General features: G+C 60.3%; 13 protein-coding genes. All 13 read right to left on the minus strand.

The genetic code is table 11. The annotated features are described in order from the left end of the window. Positions 1-249 precede the first annotated feature (249 nt). Entirely contained in the window at positions 250-1,227 is a 978-nt protein-coding gene (locus DB354_RS03630; RefSeq protein WP_158277350.1) for a glycosyl transferase, read from the minus strand. 167 nt (positions 1,228-1,394) lie between these two features. Then, on the minus strand, positions 1,395-2,327 hold the full coding sequence (gene rfbA, locus DB354_RS03635) for a glucose-1-phosphate thymidylyltransferase RfbA (RefSeq protein ID WP_107834081.1): 933 nt from the start codon (positions 2,325-2,327) through the stop codon (positions 1,395-1,397). Between the two features lie 314 nt (positions 2,328-2,641). Next, entirely contained in the window at positions 2,642-3,706 is a 1,065-nt protein-coding gene (rfbB, locus tag DB354_RS03640; RefSeq protein ID WP_107834082.1) for a dTDP-glucose 4,6-dehydratase, read from the minus strand. 126 nt (positions 3,707-3,832) lie between these two features. After that, on the minus strand, positions 3,833-4,711 hold the full coding sequence (locus tag DB354_RS03645; RefSeq protein ID WP_107834083.1) for a sugar nucleotide-binding protein: 879 nt from the start codon (positions 4,709-4,711) through the stop codon (positions 3,833-3,835). Between the two features lie 29 nt (positions 4,712-4,740). Beyond that, positions 4,741-5,169, minus strand: coding sequence for a hypothetical protein (locus DB354_RS03650; RefSeq protein ID WP_107834084.1), 429 nt, complete (start codon positions 5,167-5,169; stop codon positions 4,741-4,743). Positions 5,170-5,489: 320 nt separating this feature from the next. After that, positions 5,490-6,464, minus strand: a complete 975-nt coding sequence (locus DB354_RS03655; RefSeq protein ID WP_107834085.1) for an NAD(P)-dependent oxidoreductase — start codon at positions 6,462-6,464, stop codon at positions 5,490-5,492. Then, on the minus strand, positions 6,461-7,729 hold the full coding sequence (locus tag DB354_RS03660; RefSeq protein WP_146180094.1) for a glycosyltransferase family 4 protein: 1,269 nt from the start codon (positions 7,727-7,729) through the stop codon (positions 6,461-6,463). The genes DB354_RS03655 and DB354_RS03660 overlap by 4 nt, the downstream gene beginning before the upstream one ends. 8 nt (positions 7,730-7,737) lie before the next feature. Further along, entirely contained in the window at positions 7,738-8,865 is a 1,128-nt protein-coding gene (wecB, locus tag DB354_RS03665) for a UDP-N-acetylglucosamine 2-epimerase (non-hydrolyzing) (RefSeq protein WP_199226788.1), read from the minus strand. 22 nt (positions 8,866-8,887) lie between these two features. Then, positions 8,888-10,006: an NAD-dependent epimerase/dehydratase family protein gene (locus DB354_RS03670; RefSeq protein ID WP_107834088.1), complete on the minus strand. Its 1,119-nt coding sequence runs from the start codon at positions 10,004-10,006 to the stop codon at positions 8,888-8,890. Positions 10,007-10,025: 19 nt separating this feature from the next. Then, a complete protein-coding gene (locus DB354_RS03675; RefSeq protein ID WP_107834089.1) occupies positions 10,026-11,075 on the minus strand; it encodes a polysaccharide biosynthesis protein in 1,050 nt (349 codons plus the stop codon). A gap of 1,335 nt (positions 11,076-12,410) precedes the next feature. Further along, the gene (locus DB354_RS03685; RefSeq protein ID WP_107834091.1) at positions 12,411-13,487 is read right to left on the minus strand and encodes a glycosyltransferase family 4 protein; all 1,077 of its coding nucleotides are present in this window, start codon (positions 13,485-13,487) and stop codon (positions 12,411-12,413) included. 46 nt (positions 13,488-13,533) lie between these two features. Continuing rightward, positions 13,534-14,784, minus strand: a complete 1,251-nt coding sequence (gene wecC, locus DB354_RS22470; protein ID WP_199226789.1) for a UDP-N-acetyl-D-mannosamine dehydrogenase — start codon at positions 14,782-14,784, stop codon at positions 13,534-13,536. 6 nt (positions 14,785-14,790) lie between these two features. Next, positions 14,791-15,999 (minus strand): UDP-N-acetylglucosamine 2-epimerase (non-hydrolyzing), encoded by a 1,209-nt coding sequence (wecB, locus tag DB354_RS22475; RefSeq protein WP_199226797.1) that lies wholly within the window; start codon positions 15,997-15,999, stop codon positions 14,791-14,793. Positions 16,000-17,453: the final 1,454 nt, after the last annotated feature.

Raw genomic sequence — 17,453 nt, forward strand, 5'->3', positions numbered from 1 at the left:
CCATCCCCCGAGTCTAGCCGGTACGAATCGCCCCGTCACCACGCCCAAGTTGAACGCTTACACTCGGCGCCTCCGGGCGCCGACAGGCTGCGCCCCTTCACGGCGGTGGACCGCGATTGTATTCTACCTATCTACCGGCGCGCTGCGCCGGTGGCCTCCCCCACCTCAGTTTTCGCGGAGCGAAAACTGCGCGCAGCGAAAACTGCCCGGATAACCAATAACCGGTATCCGATAACCCAACCCGGCGGCCTACGCCGCCGGCGCCGCATTCACGCGGCGGAATACAGACTCCGCATACCCGAAGAACGCGCCCCAGAGCACGACCACGGCGGCGGCGATGACGAGCTTGGCGCTGAGGGACGCCGGGGTGCCGAGCCAGAGGGCCAGGCCGGTGACGACCTGGAGGGCGGCTTCGAGGAGCGTGACGCGGGGGTGACTGTACCCGGCGCGGATCAGCCGCTGGTAGAAGTGCTCGCGATGCGCCTCGCTGAGTTTGTCCCCGCGCAGGGCGCGGCGGACGAGCGTCACTCCCGTATCGAGAACGAAGTTCGCGTGGAGCAGTCCGAGCCAGAAGAGCATCCAGGGCGAGGTGAGCCAGGCGATCCACACCGCCAGCGCGGCAAGCAGGAAGCCGAGTGCGGCGCTGGAGACGTCGCCCATGAACACCCGCGCCCGCGGAAAATTGTGCGGCAGGAAGCCCAGACACGCACCCGCCGCAGCGAGCGCCAGCAACACGGCGGGGTGTGCGGGCGGCACCCCGGCGGCGACCGCGACGGCAGCCGTGCCGAGCCCAGTGACCAGCCCCTGCATCCCGGCGATGCCGTTGATGCCGTCCATGAAGTTGAACGCGTTCGTGTACCCGGCGACCCAGACAGTCGCCACCAGGCCGAAGGCCAGTCTGCCGACGGTTATCGGTTCGAGGTTATGCGTTAAGAGGGAGACGGCGATCAGGGCGGTGGCGCCATGGACGCCAAACCGCAGTCGGGCGGGCAGTCCGCGGAGGTCGTCGATGAACGACACGATCGCGAGGACAACCACTAAAGCCAGCAGGGGCAGCAGCCGCGCGGCGGCCACCGCAGGCAAGTGGTCAGATCCTTGAGCACCGGCATTCTGAGCCTCGCCCGTCATCAATCCTGGCACGATCGGCTCGGCCCGAAACCACAGCCACGCCATGACGACGGAAACGACGGCCACGATCGCAACACCCCCGCCGCGGACGGTCGGCACGGTGTGACTCGACCGAGCGTTTGGCTTGTCGACGATTCCCCATCCGCGGAGGACGGCACGACATGGAAAGAGTAGTAGATATGTAGAAAGCGCGCACACGCCGATGACCGATGCGGCTATCGAATGTAGGCTAAATACCATCTGGCAGAGGGGTACGCCGCCGCTATTCACTCTTCCTCCTCGGCGATGCGACGGAGGTAGCCGCCGTAGCTGGATTTGCCGAGGCGGGCGATGTTCGCCTCGAGCGCGGCGCGATCGATCCAGCCCTGGCGCCAGGCGATCTCCTCGAGGCAGGCGATCTTCAGGCCCTGACGGCTCTCGATGACGCTCACAAACTGGCCTGCATCGAGCAGCGACTCGTGCGTCCCGGTGTCGAGCCACGCGGTGCCGCGCCCGAGGATCTCGACGTGTAGCCGGCCGGCCTCGAGGTAGAGCCGGTTGAGGTCGGTGATCTCGAGCTCGCCGCGCTTCGAGGGCTGCAGCCGGCGGGAGAACGCCACGACGTCACGGTCGTAGAAATAGATGCCGGGGATCGCGTAGTTGGATTTCGGTTGCGCCGGCTTTTCCTCCAGCGAGAGCACGCGGCCGTCCGGCGCGAACTCGACGACGCCGTAGCTCTTGGGGTCGGCAACGTGGTAACCGAAGATCGTCGCGCCTTCCTGCCGTCCGGCTGCGTGGCCGAGCGACTTAACGAGGTCGTGGCCGTAGAAGAGATTGTCACCCAGCACGAGCGCTGCGGGCTCTTTCTTAAGGAAGCCCACCTCCTCAGCGATGTGGAATGCCTGGGCGAGTCCCTCAGGCTTGGGTTGCGCGGCGTAGCTCAGCTTGAGGCCGAGATTCTCGCCGGTGCCGAGCAGCCGCTCGAACAGCGGCAGGTCCTGCGGCGTGGAGATCACGAGCACCTCGCGGATGCCGGCGAGCATCAGCACGGACAGCGGGTAGTACACCATCGGTTTATCGTACACCGGCATCAGCTGCTTGCTGACGGCGATCGTCAGCGGGTACAGCCGCGTGCCCGAACCGCCGGCGAGGATGATTCCGCGACGCGGGGCGGCAGGCAGCGATTGGGGCTGAGGGGTGATCGCGGGATCGGAGCGCATGACGAAGGCTTGAGGGTCGCGGAATGGGTAAGGCTTAAGGTGTAATGTGTAAGGTCCGAGCCAAGCCGGCGGTCGCAGGGTGGTCTCGGAACCCGAAATCGCGGCACGCTGCCAATTCGCGATACACGTCCGGTGCCAGCTTTCTGGCCAACTGCCAAACCTCCAGCTCCTCAAACGACCGGTATGCCATGCGGGGGGATGCGAACCTGAACGCCCTTACTTCTCCGTCGATCGCGGTCCGAACCCTACACTTTAGACCTTACTCCTTACACATCACCGCACCACCGCGCCTCACCGCGCGTCGGCGCCGGCCATCAGGCGACGCCAAGGCGCTCTCGGGCGTACTTCTTCGAGGTGATGTCGGCCGCCCAAGCGCGGTGATTCAGGTACCAGTCGACGGTCTTCTCGATGCCCGTCGCGAAGGATTCCTTCGGGGCCCAACCGAGCTCGCGCTGGAGTTTCGTGCAGTCGATCGAGTAGCGACGGTCGTGGCCGGGCCGGTCGGCCACATGCGTGATCTGCGTGGTGTAGCTGCGGCCGTCGGCGCGCGGGGATTTGCGGTCGAGCAGCGCGCAGATCCGCTGCACGATTTCGAGATTCGGCTGCTCGTTGAGCCCGCCGATGTTGTAGGTCTCGCCGACGCGACCTTGGCGCAGCACGAGCCAGATGGCGGCCGCGTGGTCCTCGACGTAGAGCCAGTCCCGGATCTGCTGGCCGTCACCGTACACCGGCAGCGGTTTGCCCTCGAGGGCGTTGAGGATCATCAGCGGGATCAGCTTCTCGGGAAAGTGGTACGGCCCGTAGTTGTTCGAGCAGTTCGTCGTCAGCGTCGGCAGGTGAAACGTGTGCTGGTACGAGCGAACCAGGTGATCGCTGGCGGCCTTGGACGCCGCGTACGGCGAGTTGGGCGCGAAGGGCGTCTCCTCGGTAAACGCCGGATCCTTGGGCCCGAGCGTGCCGTAAACCTCGTCGGTCGAGACGTGCAGGAAGCGGAAGGCGTCCTTCTTCGCGGTGGGCAGCTTGGCCCAGTAGAGCCGCGTGGCGTTCAGGAGCCGCAGCGTGCCGACGACGTTGGTCTGGACGAACGGCTCGGGGGAATCGATCGAGCGGTCGACGTGCGACTCGGCGGCGAAGTTCACGACGGCATCGATTTGGTGCTCGGCGAGGAGCCGGCTGACGAGCTCGGTGTCGCCGATGCTGCCGTGGGCGAAGACGTACCGCGGATCCGACGCGAGATCCGCCAGGTTGGCGGGGTTGCCGGCGTACGTCAGCGCATCGAGGTTGACGATCCGCGTGACCGCGGACCCGCGCTCGAGCAACCGCTGACGAATGAAATTCGACCCAATAAACCCACAGCCGCCGGTGACGAGAATCTGCATACTGTATAGGGGTTAACGTGTAAGGAGTAAGGTCCCGTGCCGCCGGAAACTGCAGAAAAGCCGTGAGTTCAATATCTAGGTCTGAGCCGTATTTTCTCAGAACTTTTGACCCTAAACCTTAGTACATCAAACAACCGCGTCCGCCTTCCAGTTGCGAAGGGCGGCGGAGACGGCTTCGCGGACGGGGGTGAGGGAGATGCCGGTGCGGGCGAGCTTGGTGGAGTCCATCACGCAGTTGGAACGCGGGGTCTTCGCGGCGACGTGCATGAATTCGTCCTCGCTCTTGAAGAAGACGAAGTCCTTCCGGCTGACGCCGCTTTGGCGGATCAGCTCGACCACCTCGTGCGTGGTGATGGCGCCGGGGTTGGTCACGTTGTACGTGCCGAACGGAATGCGCTTCTCCCAGCAGGCAAAGGTGGCGGCGACGAACTCCTCGAGCTGCGAGATCGAATTGGTGGCCTCGAGCAGCTTCGGGTAGCGCAGGAGCTTCGTCAGGTAGTTGCGCGGATTGTCGATATTGTTGAACGGGATCCGCAGCCGCCAGACGTACACCTGCGGCTTGCCCGCCAGGACCTCCTCCCCGAGCGCTTTGGTGCCGCTATAGAAGGAGCAGTGGTTGGTGCGGAAGGTGAAGTTGGGCGTGTCCTCCTCGGTGAACCCGGAGCCGTCGGGCCGTGCGCCGCTGTAGATGCAGCCGGAGGAAACATGGCCCCACGGCACGCCCGCTTCGGCGCAGGCTTCGGCGATCGTGCCCGGGAGGACGGCGTTGCCGAACAGGCACTCGGCCTTGTGCAGCTCGCAGGCGTCGACGTTGGGTTTGCCCGTGTAGCCGGCGGCATTGATCAGGAACTCCGGCCGGTCTCGGCGCAGCGCCTCCACCAGCGTGGCGCGCTGGGTGTAATCAAGCTCCGCGCGACGGAGATTGCGAAAGGGGATGCCCTTGCGCTGCAGGAGCGCTTGGTAGGCCTGGCCGACGTATCCGGAACCTCCGAGCAGGTAGATCATATATCAGATATTTATGTAGTAATGAGAGTCTACTCCGAAATTTCCCATGCAACGGACGGCATCCTAAAATCATCGGTTTTGGCATCGGCCATCTTACCAGTTGAAAACACCAGCAGAATGGCCCCACCCGTCCTCGCCACGCTCCCCGTATAGTGCCCCGGCGGGACCTCGAGGATGGCGGGGTGATCGGCATCGAGCCGGAAGCGCTGGATCTCGTCATTGGCCGACACCTGGCCCCAGACCTTGGGGCGGACGACGCCGACTTCGATGACGCCGCGGGTGACGAAGAACCACTTGGCCTCGCGGAGGTGTCCAACCCACCCGCGGACCTCGCCGACCGTCGCGGGCGACACGGCGTAGAAGCGGTCCACGCCCTCGAGGCCGAAGTCATTGACGAACCGCACCTCGCCACGGGCGTCGCGGTGCAAACCGCCGGGAATCAGACGCGGGCCGCTCATGAATGAGCCTCCGCGGGAGAAATGCTGAAACGCTGAAATCCTGAAATGCTGAAATCGGACACGCGGCGGGAAATTCTGAAACCGGGGCCGCGAAGCACGCGGCGGGAAAAGCTGAAACTCTGAAATGCTGAAACTCTGAAATTTATACCTCGGAATCTATATAGCGTGGTCTTCATTCCGTAATTTCAGCTTTTCAGCATTTTTAGATTTCTGCGCCTACCATGGCGCCCCATTTCAGCATTTCAGGATTCCAGCTTTTCCGCGCGGCACGCGCCCAATTTCAGGATTTCTAGCGGCGCGCAGATCGCGACGCCGCAGCCTCACAGGCTGCGGTAATACTCTGCCGCGGGGGCCAGCGCCTCGGCGAAGGTCGGCCATTGGCGGTTGGGCCAGACGCGCTGCATGCGCTCGGTCTTCACGACGGTGGACTGGGTGAGCTTGCGGACGTTCACGGACGTAAGCGGGAAGCCTGGTTTCACGCGGTCGATCATGTCGCCGGCGAACGCGGCGGCGCGGAGGATCGGCAACGGCACCCGCGGCGCCGCCGGGAAGCCGCACGCCTGCGAGAATGCGCCACAAATCTCGCCCAACGTCGGCGCTTCGGGCAGCGCCAGGTTGACGAGCCGCTCGGGCACGTCGTCGCGCAGGGCGAGATCGACCAGCAGCTCGGCGGCGAGCGTCACGGGCAGCACACTCTTCCGCGCGGTGCCGGCGCCAGGGACGACGAACCGACGCTTGGCCATCGCACCAGCGAGCTTGGAGAAATTGGCCCGATCCCCCGCGCCGAAGACGGTACCCAGCCGCGCCACGCGCCAGTCGAGTCCGGACTCCCGGCACAGCATCTCCCCATCGAGCTTGGACTTGGCATACGCCGTCGGCGTCGCCAGCGCGTCCTCCTCCCCCATTTCCGCGCCAGAGCTCCAGTCATAGAACGCGATGGAACTCAGATACACCACGCGCGGAATCCCCGCCCGCCGCGCCAACTCCAGCACCCGCGCCGTCCCCTGCCGGTTAATCGCATCGAACCGCGCCACCTCTTCCGGCGTCTCCCGCGGCCGGTGCGCGTAGCCTGCACAGTGGATGATCGCACGAGCCCCGCGGACGGCTACGTCACCAGCCAAGGCGAGCACGGAGTCATTCTGGATATCCGCAACCCGGTAATCAGCCCACGCGCCCGCGGCAGCCGGCGGCATATCGAGTGCAGTAACCGAGTGGCCGGCTTTGCCCGCCTCAAACGCAACATGCCGACCGATCCAGCCCTTGGCGCCTGTAACCAACATCCGCGCAGACATCATAGGGACGACGACACCACTCCGGCTTCGGAGCGGCTGCCACTGGGGAGAGGAGCTACCAACACCTGCTCGTAACGGCGAATGATCGTTTCGAATGAATACTTTCCTTCGGCCGCACTACGCGCCCGTCTTCCCATTTCTATCAGGGAAGGACGATCCGCTTTCGCGGCCAGTACGGCTTTCCGAAACGCACCGTGGTCGCCGGGCGCGACAATCCAGCCGACTCGTTCGTCAACGATGAGCTGTGCGATCTCTGAGTCGGTCTCGACACAGGCCAATATCGGCTTCCCTGCAGCAAGCAGGTTATACGATCGGCTAGGAACCCCAACCCCGGCCATTCCCGGCACGAGCGAAACAAGGCCAACATCACAAGCGTTCAGAAAGTCATTCTGCTCACTGCGCGGGCGCTGCCCCACCACTGTAATATTCGAGAGGTCTCGGGCCGAAATTTGCTCCTTAAGCCAAGGCACCATCTTGCCACTACCGACAAACAAGAACTGGACTTCTGTATCGCCACGCAGGTGCTCAGCGCAGTCTACCAAGAACGGAATACCTTGGAGCGGACCTAGATTTCCTGCATACCCAACCACAAACTTCGTCTGCAATCCGAGGCCCAATAGTAGAGCATTCCTTGCCCCAAGGGCCGGCCGCACCTCGTCAGAGTCAGACCAGTTGGGGATAACAACCACCCGACTCGCCGCTAAATGGGCCTTCGTATGTACCCGATGTGCCATATCACGACCCAGCACAACGATGGCGCTCATGCGACTATATAGCCACCGAGTCGCGGCATTTACTAACCGTGCCGTCAGGCCTTTGTTGCGAACCAACCCTGCGATAATCATCGCCTCGGGGTAGAGATCGTCAACCCGCAGCACGCACCGGGCACCCCGCATTCGCGCAGCCAGGTAGACGAGGAACGGCAAAGAAGGCGGGTTTGTTACGACAAGAACTGCGTCGCCGCGACGGAAGCAGCGCAGAGCGACGGCGAAGATGCCCAGCGTCACCGTCACGAGGTTAACGAGGCGAAGCGGAAGAACGTTTTTATTAAGTGCGGTAGACCAGCAGCGGAATATCTCGATACCCTGCCAAGTCTCGTGGCTTGGCACCCTTGTACCGCGGCGGCTGTATGTTGGTCGTGCGCAGATGGCCTTGACCCGGCACGTTTTCGAGAGACCCGCTGCAATGCGGGTCATGTAGTGCCCCGTCGACGTCTCCTCCGGATAGAAGACTTCCGAGACAATCCAGATGACGCGTTCGCGAGCCACGATGCCGCTCAACGATCAGCCTTCTTCCACACCACCCGGTTCACATAGGCCGTATAGCTGAGGATGATACGCGCAACCTTCTCGGAGACGTTCGGCATGGAGTAGTCGCCGACGATCCGGAGCAGGCGGTTCTCCCCGCGGGGCTGCTTCGCGAGAATGGCCAGGCCGTCGCGGACGGCCGCGTACGACATGCCGACCATCATGACGCTCGCCTCCTCCATGCCCTCCGGACGTTCGTGCGCCTCGCGCAGATTCAGCGCGGGGAAGTTCAGGATCGAGGACTCCTCCGTGATCGTTCCGCTGTCCGACAGGCTCGCGCGCGCCTCCAGCTGCAGCTTCACGTAGTCCGAGAAGCCCAGCGGCTTCAGCAGCTCGACGCGGGGATCGAGCTTGATCCCAGCCGCGTCGAAGCGCTTCCGCGTCCGGGGGTGCGTGGACATGATCACGCGCGCGCCGTAGTCGGTCGCCAATCCGTTGAGGATCTCGGCGAGACCGGCGAGCTGACGCGGGGAATCCACGTTCTCCTCGCGGTGCGAGCTCACGACGAAGAACTCGCCGGCCTTGAGGTTGAGCCGCTGCAGGACATCGGAGGCGTCGATCTTGGGACGATAGTGCTGCAGTACCTCGAACATCGGGCTGCCCGTCTTGATCACCCGGTCCGGCGGCAGCCCCTCGCGCAGGAGATAGTCCCGCGAGATGTCGCTGTAGCAGAGGTTCATGTCGGAGATGTGATCGACAATCTTCCGATTGATCTCCTCGGGAACGCGCTGGTCGAAGCACCGGTTTCCGGCCTCCATGTGGAAGACCGGCACCTTGCGGCGTTTTGCCGGATACGCGGCCAGGCAGCTGTTGGTGTCACCCAGGACGAGAATCGCGTCCGGGTTGACCGTGCCGAGCAGGGCGTCGGTCCGCGCAATGATATTGCCGACCGTCTCCATCGCCGAGCCGCCGGCCGCATCGAGGAAGTGGTCCGGCTTCCGCAGCTCCATGTCCTCGAAGAAGACCTGGTTCAGTTCGTAGTCGTAGTTCTGGCCCGTGTGCACGAGCACGTGCTCGAAATGTCGGTCCAGCGCGGCGAGCACGCGCGACAGCCGGATGATCTCCGGCCGCGTGCCCAAAATGGTCATTACTTTCATGAGGAGAGACTGGCCGTGGGGCTCAGCGGATTACGTTTGTGAAGTAGCAGTCGGGACGCTGGGGATCGAAGATCTCGCTCGCCCAGAAGAGCGTTACGAGTTCGGTCGTGCCCACGTTCTCGATCGAATGCACGTACCCCGGCGGGATGTCGACGACCCGGAACTCGTGTCCGCTCACCCGATGCTCGATCACCTCGTTGTTCTCGACATGCCGAAAGCGGATGACGGCGTCGCCTTCGACCACCAAGAACTTCTCCGTCTTGGTGTGATGGTAGTGATTGCCGCGGGTGATGCCAGGCTTGGTCCGGGAGACGAAGATTTGGCCAAACTGGGCCGACTTCATGAACTCCGCCAGGCAACCGCGCGGATCGGTCTTTTGCTCCAACGCGTAGCCGAATTGCGGACCATCGAAGTAACTCAGGTACGTGGCATAGAGCCGTCGGGTGAACTCCTCTTCGAACGACGGCAGGACCAGCGACCGCCGCGACTCGCGGAACGACTGAATCTTCGCGGCCAGGTCACCGAGGGTGACCCGATAGAAGGTCTCCACCTCGCGGTACTCCAGCTTGCCGCCGCTGTTCGTCTCTGACGCCGCGCCAAGCACGGCGGCGATGACATCATCGATGTACACCAACTCCAGCACCCGCGCGGGATCGGAGATGCTGATCGGCAGGTCGTGGGCGATGTTGTGACAGAACGTCGCCGTGACGGAGTTGTAGTTGGGCCGGCACCACTTGCCGAAGACATTCTTGAGCCGGAAGACGATCGCCCGACCGCCGGACTCTCTCGCCCAGGCCCCGAGCGCCTCCTCAGCCTTAAGCTTGCTGACCCCGTATGGATTATCGAGGGCGGCCTGGATGGACGACGTCATGATGATCGTCGGCTTGCGTCCGAACGCCTTCAGTTTCGCGCAGATCTCCTCGGTGAAGCCGGTGTTGCCGGTCTCGAACTCCTTCGGATCCTTCGGCCGATTGACGCCGGCGAGATGCACGATCACGTCGGCGCTGCGCAGCCCCTCCTCGAGGACCTCAGCGCTGGAGTTGACGTCGTAGGCGAAGATGCGCGCGTCCTTCTGGCGTCCGAGCGCCTCGACAACATGCCGGCCGATGAAGCCCGCGGCGCCGGTAACGAGAGTGGTCATGGTGTTAGGTGGCGTCAGGTTAGGCGTGGGCCAGGTACTTCTCCGGAACCGGAATCCCCCGCGTGCGCATGGCGTCCCGGATCTCTTCCAACTCCAGCAGCAGATCCATCATCTGTTCGACGTTCAGCCGGCGGGTGTTGTGCGAGTGGTAGCTTTCGACTTCGGCCGGCTTCGACGAACCCTGGGAGAAATACAGATTGTAGTTCAGGTCGCGGTTGTCGGACGAAACGCGGAAGTAGTCTCCCAAGTCCTCGGATCGGGCCATCTCCTCCTGGGTGAGCAATGTCTCGTACTGCTTTTCACCGTGGCGCGTGCCGATGACCTTGACCGGATTATCAGCCTTGAGCAGCCGCTTGATCGCCTCGGCCAGGACGCCGATCGTGGCGGCGGGAGCCTTTTGGACGAACAAGTCACCCGGCTTCGCATTCTCGAACGCGTACAGCACGAGGTCCACCGCGCCGGCGAGCGTCATCATGAAGCGCGTCATCTCGGGCTCGGTGATCGTGAGCGGCTTCCCCTGCTCGATCTGTTCCAAGAACAGCGGGATCACCGACCCGCGCGACGCCATGACATTGCCGTAGCGGGTCCCGCAGAAGACCAGGCCCCGCTCCGCCGCCACCCGCGACCGCGCGACCATGACCTTCTCCATCATGGCCTTGGAGATGCCCATGGCGTTGATCGGGTAAGCAGCCTTGTCCGTACTGAGCACGACGACCCGCTTCACCCCATTATCATAAGCGGCCTGCAGCATATTGTCGGTGCCCATCACATTCGTCCGCACCGCCTCCATCGGATAGAACTCGCACGACGGCACCTGCTTCAGCGCCGCCGCGTGAAAGACAAAATCCACCCCCGCCATCGCTTGCTGAAGGCTATCAATATTTCTAACATCCCCAATATAAAACTTAACGCGTGTAGACGCATATTGGCGTCGCATATCATCCTGCTTCTTTTCATCACGAGAAAATATGCGAATCTCTTCTATGTCGGTACTCACGAAACGCCTCAATACAGCATTTCCAAAGCTTCCGGTACCGCCAGTGATCAGCAACTTTCGATTTTGAAACATATCCTTAGGTATTAAATTAGCACACACCTCTATCGACAAAGCTAGGAACGCCACCGATACCCCACAGCCAGTTATAGAGATCCAGGGATCGCCGGGCCAACCCCTCCCACGCAAACTCACCTCGGACCAACCCACGCCCCCGCTCGCCCATCTCTCTCAGTCGGGTTGTATCGGACCCAAATGCTGACACTAACGCACTCTTCATAGACGCAGCGTCAATATCCACCCACCATCCACACTTCTCAGTAACAAGACGCGACCACGGAGAACCCTTCGTCGTTATCACAGGCAATCCAGCCCCCAGAGCCTCCAAGACAACAAACGGCGCGCCCTCACTATAGCTTGGTAGCACAAATATGTCCGCGGCCTGAAATGCATCTCTCTTTAGCTGGCCAAAGAGCCCCCCGACAAAATGAACCCGGTCCGCGATTTTACTGGCCGCCACCCTGGACCGGATCACGGCTTCATATCCAAATTCATCAGGACCAGCGATTACCAGGCACCAATTCACGGGAATTTCATCAATTCGCTCCAATGCATCGATAAGTAGGCCCAAGCCCTTCTTAGGGCTGACCCGAGACAAAAAAAGCAGTATACGGGCGGCAGCAGGAATGCGAAACTCCGCACGAAATCGATCGCCGTCCGCAAGGTTATCAATCCACTCAGCCGAGATCCCATTTGGTATATAGGCAATTGGACCTTTATACCCCAATCTACGGGTCTCAAGGATCTCCGACCTCGATACAGCGTGAACAGCCGAAGCGCACATTAGGTTCCACCTCTGATACAGCCTCCAAGCAAGCCTTTTTCTAAAGCGCGACTTTGCAAGTGCCCAATCAGTAAAAGAGCCATGCGGCGCGAGAACAAGAGGGCGCCGATATCGCCGCGCCCATATCGACGCATAAAGCCCCTGCAATGTCCAGGTGCCATGCTGATGAACCAAATCACACCTTTCAGCCGACCAGAGTGCTCGAGACATAGCGGGAGAAAAGACGACGTTTCCCGGCCCAAATTGCCGAAACCCAGACAACTGCTCCCGCGGACACCCACTATTCGCGCTCGCCCAGTCAAGCTCCGTCTGACGGTCCGCAGAATAGATTCCGGAATTCAGGCCCATTACTGCCTGGTAGCGAGCAAGATTCAACGGCGGAGGTCCGAGTCCAAACGAAGGACGTCCCACCGATGGCGCCAGATGAATCACTGAGCGAGTCATTTAGTGTTTGTCGATTAGGCGGAAGAACGTGGGCTAACAAGCCAGCGGTCATCACTCTCCAAAGCTAGCCTCTCAGAGGCAGCGAAGCCATATTTCGGATTAACCACCAATTCGCACTAGTGCTACGGATGCGCCACCAACGTATACTCAATGGCCGAAAGTACACCGCTAGCCATCTTTTCAGTGGTAGCACTTTTGAGGTAGTACTCTCTAGCCCTCCTCCCCATCTCCCCAAAGACCTCAGGGGTGGTAGTAATCTGGACGACCAGCCGCCTCCAGTCTTCGTCGTTTGAAAGAATCATGCCATTGTATCCGTGAACAATATTTAATATCTCACCGCCGGTTATGGCACCTTCAGAAGTCACAAACGGTACTCCATACCCCATTGATTTGAGTACAGTGAGTCCAGCCTGGCCCGGAGAAACACAGACGATCGCCGTAGCAAACAATCGACCGAGAACATCTTCATCATATATTGCGCCGTGAAAGCTTATATAATCGCAAAGGGCTGAATTTTTAACTTTACCCTCAAGCGCTTCGCGCTCCTCACCGTCGCCGACAATATCGAGATGCGGAGGCAACAGTCCATCGAGCAGCACTTGATTATACACATTCAACAGACGTTCAATTCCCTTCCCTCTATACAGCGTTCCAACAAACAACACATTTTTCCTAGGAGTGCAATGGTCTACATACGACACCGGAACTGTATTTATAGCGACGAACACCTTATTATAGTCTATCGCATCACCCCAAAATTTCAGGGGCTCCTTCATATAAAAAATACAGGCATCGGACTTTCTCAGCATTAGGCCATACACCCAATCAATAATCGTATGCCTTCTCTTTATATCGTATATTTTAGTATATGACGCCCGGATACCCATACACCAGACCGCTGTTTTAAACGGCCCACCCATCCAGGGCAAAAGACAGTAATTCACGCTATGAAGATCTCCAACAAAAATGACGACATCATACTGCTTACACAGCGATCTAAATCCTGGCTTTTGAATACGCCAGTGGCCAATCCTCCAAGTAGGCAAACAGATGCGATTATAATCACCCTGCCTCGGATCGTCATCTTTATCTGTATAACCAATGGTTAAATCGACTTTTTTTGCGATAAGATTATAGCACGCCACGCGATACGAGGCTATGCGATTCATCAGCAGAAGCACTCTAATATTTGCGCTCATTGAGTCTAAATACGCACGTGGCAATCTACACCATTCGATTTATTTTCTATCGCCAAAGTCCGCGTGTATCGATCACGGCCTTGCCCTCGAGCTTGCGGCGATTGAACTGCACGAACTCACGGTGGTTGACCAAGACGAGGACGATATCGGCCTGGCTGACGGCAGTATCCAGCGGCGTCAGCTCCACGCCTTTGCCCTCCAGCGATTTCGGCAGCGCCCGTACGTGGGGCTCCACTGCCAGAATCCGTCCGACCTTCTGCTGGGCGAGATGGGCGACGATATCGACGGCCGGGCTCTCACGGAGATCGTCGATGTCCGCCTTGAACGCCAGACCGAGGCAGGCGATGACCGGCTGCTTGAACCGGCCGGCGCAGGCCTTGACGCGATCCACGACGCGATGCGGTTTGTCGTCATTGACCTCACGGGCAGTCCGAATGAGCCGAGCCAGCTCCGGCGCGGAGTCCACGATGAACCAGGGATCCACGGCGATGCAGTGGCCGCCGACACCCGGTCCGGGCTGCAGGATCTTCACGCGCGGGTGCCGGTTCGCCAACCGGATGAGTTCCCACACGTCGATATCGAGACGGTCGCAGATGAGCGAGAGTTCGTTCGCAAAGGCGATGCCGACGTCACGCGACGCATTCTCGGTCAATTTGCACATCTCCGCCGTACGGGCGTTGGTGAGGAAAATCTCACCGGTGCAGAACAGGCGGTAAAGGTCGCGGGCTTTCTCCGCCGCCTCGGGCGTCAGTCCGCCGCTGATGCGATCATTGGAGACGAGTTCCTTCAGCATCTGGCCGGGGAGAATTCGCTCCGGACAGTGGGCGAACAGGACCGACTCCCGCAGCGCCGGCAGTTCGTCCGGACGCGTCTTCTGCACTTCGTCAAAGAGCCAGTCGCGCATGGCCTCTGTCGTTCCCACGGGGCTGGTGGACTCGAGGATGACCAGGTTGCCCGGCGCCAACACAGGCGCGATCGAGCGCGTGGCACTCTCGACATAGGTAAGGTCCGGCGCCTTCGGATTGGTCTCGGTCGCCTTGAAGGGCGTCGGCACCGCCACGATGAACGTCGCCGCCGCCTCGGGTTTGAGCGACGCCCGCAGGTTACCACTGTGAACCGCAGCCCGGACGAGCACGTCGAGTTCGGGCTCCTGGATGTGGATCTTCCCCTGGTTGATCGTTTCGACGACACGAGGCACGACATCGACGCCCACCACCTTCTTGCCACGAGTGGCAAAAATGGAGGCCGTGGGGAGGCCGATGTAGCCGAGTCCGAGGACGCAAAGGTCAGCGCTCATAGGTGATTAGGTGGAAAGGTCTTTGGCCAGAATCTCGGCAATGCGGTATGCTGCGGTGCCATCGCCGTACGGGTTCTTCAGACGCGAGCGTCGCGCGTACTCCGCCTCATCATCCAGCAGCGCGCTCGCCTCTCGCATGATTACGTCGGGCGACGTCCCGACGAGTCGACAGGTGCCCGCATCGACGCCCTCAGGTCGCTCGGTAGTGGTGCGCATCACCAGAACCGGCTTGCCCAAGCTCGGCGCTTCTTCCTGCACCCCGCCGGAATCACTCAGCACGAAGTGGCAGCGATCCATCAGCCAGATGAAGTCCTCGTAGCCGACCGGCGGGATCAGGGCGACCCGAGGGTTGCCACCGAGAATCCGACGGACGGGTTCCTGGACATTTGGATTGAGGTGCACGGGATACAGCAGGCCGACATCCGGGTACTTGGCCGCGATCTGCCCGATGGCATGGCAGATGTTCTCAAACCCGCCGCCGAATGACTCGCGCCGGTGGCCGGTAATGAGTACCCACCGGCTAGCGCCGGTGACGTTACTGGTTATTGGGGATTGGTTATTGGGGCCATCCTTCAGGTACCGCGCGGCGAAGTCGGCGGGGATCTGACAACGCTCGATGACCTGCGCCGCGGTCAGGCCCGTACGCTTTAGCTTTTCACGGACCCAGAGCAAGGCGTCCACGACGGTGTTGCCAGTGACGTGAATATTGGCCCCCGGAGTGCGCTCCGCCTTGAGATTGGCGGCGCTCCATTCGGTGGGCGCAAAGCACCAGCGGGAGATCGGGTCGGCGAGCCGACGATTCATCTCCTCTGGCCACGGCGCCTCGAAGTCGTACGTGCGAAGTCCGGCCTCCACGTGGCCGATGGGAATACGCTCATAGAACGCAGCCAGCGCCGTCCCCAAGACGGTGGTGGTGTCGCCCTGGACGAGCACGGCGGCCGGCCGATGCTCCCTGAGCACGGTGGTCATGGCGGTGAGCACGCGCGCCGTGAGGTCGGGCAAGGTCTGCCCCTGTTGCATGAGGCCGAGATCAATATCCGGCTTAAGCCCGAACACTCCGAACGCCTGGTCGAGCATCTGCCGGTGCTGGCCTGTCGATACCAATATAGGCGACAATGATCGCGAATGCCTCAAGGCGAGCCACACTGGAGCCATCTTAATACACTCCGGCCGCGTCCCGACAACAAGTGCGACGCGCCTCTGCTTACTGTACATTTCATCCATTTTAATATTCCAATAGTCTCAATGTTATCGATCCATAATACAGCGGGCGAATCCCAGCGCACCAATTAAGCCTAGCCCTTTATATTTTCAGCCACGTAACACGGAATACTATCGCTCTAGCCGATCGAGAATTATCAGAGTCGATTTACACTCATAAACTCGCTCATTCGATCAATTCGGTACGATAGCCCAAATTTCTCTGAATTTCTTATGTTCTCTGCGCTCATCGCGGCCCGTACATCGGGCCGGTCGACTAAATATCTTATTCCTCGTGCGATATCATCCACAGAGAGCGGATCTACAAACACTGCATTGGCCTCCGTCAAAAAGCTTCGGTTAAAATACCGATCCGACACAACCAATGGCAATCCACATGCCATAGCCTCGACTATGACCGTCGCCATTCCCTCTGCCAACGAAGGTAGCACGAGCATATCGCACGCAGATAGCCATCTCCCGAGATCATGGTTCGGCACCGCCGATGCCCGCAACACGCGGCCTGATCTCGGCACCTGAGGGCCAGACCCCATAAACACTCCATACGCACTCGTTTGTTGAAGCGCAGCGTCAACGCGAAGCGGCCCCTTCCTTTCGACAAAGTGTCCCGCAAATGCGACACAGATCTTTGTTCCATCCATCCCAAGCTCCTCGCGAACCACAGACTTAGGCCGGAAATAGAAGAATGCCTCGTTGTATGGGTTGGGTAGATGGATCACGCGAACCCGGTCGCCGTATCTCTCCCTAATCCAGTCTGCATTGTACCGCGATACCGCGACAATACCAGCAGCGCGAGGTAGTATTTCATCAAATCTCGTAGGCCCGATTCTCTGGCGACTCTCTTCGAGATCCGACTCTCCGCACTCCACATAAATGGTCGACGCCGGCCGGGCGGCGAGTAGCGCTATCCCAGTTGAAGAAAAGTATGCTAAACATGTCGAATACTGCGCACGACGGTCCGACCATTTACGTTTAGCAGCAGAATAGAATCTATCGAAAATCTCGGACCTTCCGCGCGGACCACGGGACCAAAGAGAGGGTACTCCTCGGCTCAGGAAATAGCTCCAATGAACAGGAACTCCGCGCACCATCCTGTTTCTTGGAAACCAAAGTACGCGCCTTCGCACCAGCGATAATACCGAAGCGAGAACTTCGACATTCACACTAGTTCCAGCACGATTGAATCCCTCGGCAAGATTTAGCACAAATCCACCCGATTCGACAAATCTTCCGGTCGGGAATATTTCGGTATAAATAGATAGTCTATCCAATCGCATACAAGAGCGCCTCTCTTTCGATTCCGATACTATTGTGAGCCCTAACCCATTGCCGAGCTTGCTCGGATCGCCGCTGCGCATCTCCAGATCGTAGAGCGTCGAGAACTCGACCAAACAGGGGGATTATCTCGGACTCCCTCGTGTAACTGTAGACCCATTGCTCGATTCCTT

This window comes from Opitutus sp. ER46, from assembly GCF_003054705.1.
GTDB lineage: Bacteria > Verrucomicrobiota > Verrucomicrobiia > Opitutales > Opitutaceae > ER46.

Coding starts and splice junctions, on each gene's coding strand:
- rfbA (WP_107834081.1), bottom strand. CDS start 2,327: ATGCGCTCCGATCCCGCGATCACCCCTCAGCCCCAATCGCTGCCTGCC.
- rfbB (WP_107834082.1), bottom strand. CDS start 3,706: ATGCAGATTCTCGTCACCGGCGGCTGTGGGTTTATTGGGTCGAATTTC.
- DB354_RS03645 (WP_107834083.1), bottom strand. CDS start 4,711: ATGATCTACCTGCTCGGAGGTTCCGGATACGTCGGCCAGGCCTACCAA.
- DB354_RS03650 (WP_107834084.1), bottom strand. CDS start 5,169: ATGAGCGGCCCGCGTCTGATTCCCGGCGGTTTGCACCGCGACGCCCGT.
- DB354_RS03655 (WP_107834085.1), bottom strand. CDS start 6,464: ATGATGTCTGCGCGGATGTTGGTTACAGGCGCCAAGGGCTGGATCGGT.
- wecB (WP_199226788.1), bottom strand. CDS start 8,865: ATGAAAGTAATGACCATTTTGGGCACGCGGCCGGAGATCATCCGGCTG.
- DB354_RS03670 (WP_107834088.1), bottom strand. CDS start 10,006: ATGACCACTCTCGTTACCGGCGCCGCGGGCTTCATCGGCCGGCATGTT.
- DB354_RS03675 (WP_107834089.1), bottom strand. CDS start 11,075: ATGTTTCAAAATCGAAAGTTGCTGATCACTGGCGGTACCGGAAGCTTT.
- DB354_RS03685 (WP_107834091.1), bottom strand. CDS start 13,487: ATGAGCGCAAATATTAGAGTGCTTCTGCTGATGAATCGCATAGCCTCG.
- wecC (WP_199226789.1), bottom strand. CDS start 14,784: ATGAGCGCTGACCTTTGCGTCCTCGGACTCGGCTACATCGGCCTCCCC.
- wecB (WP_199226797.1), bottom strand. CDS start 15,999: ATGTACAGTAAGCAGAGGCGCGTCGCACTTGTTGTCGGGACGCGGCCG.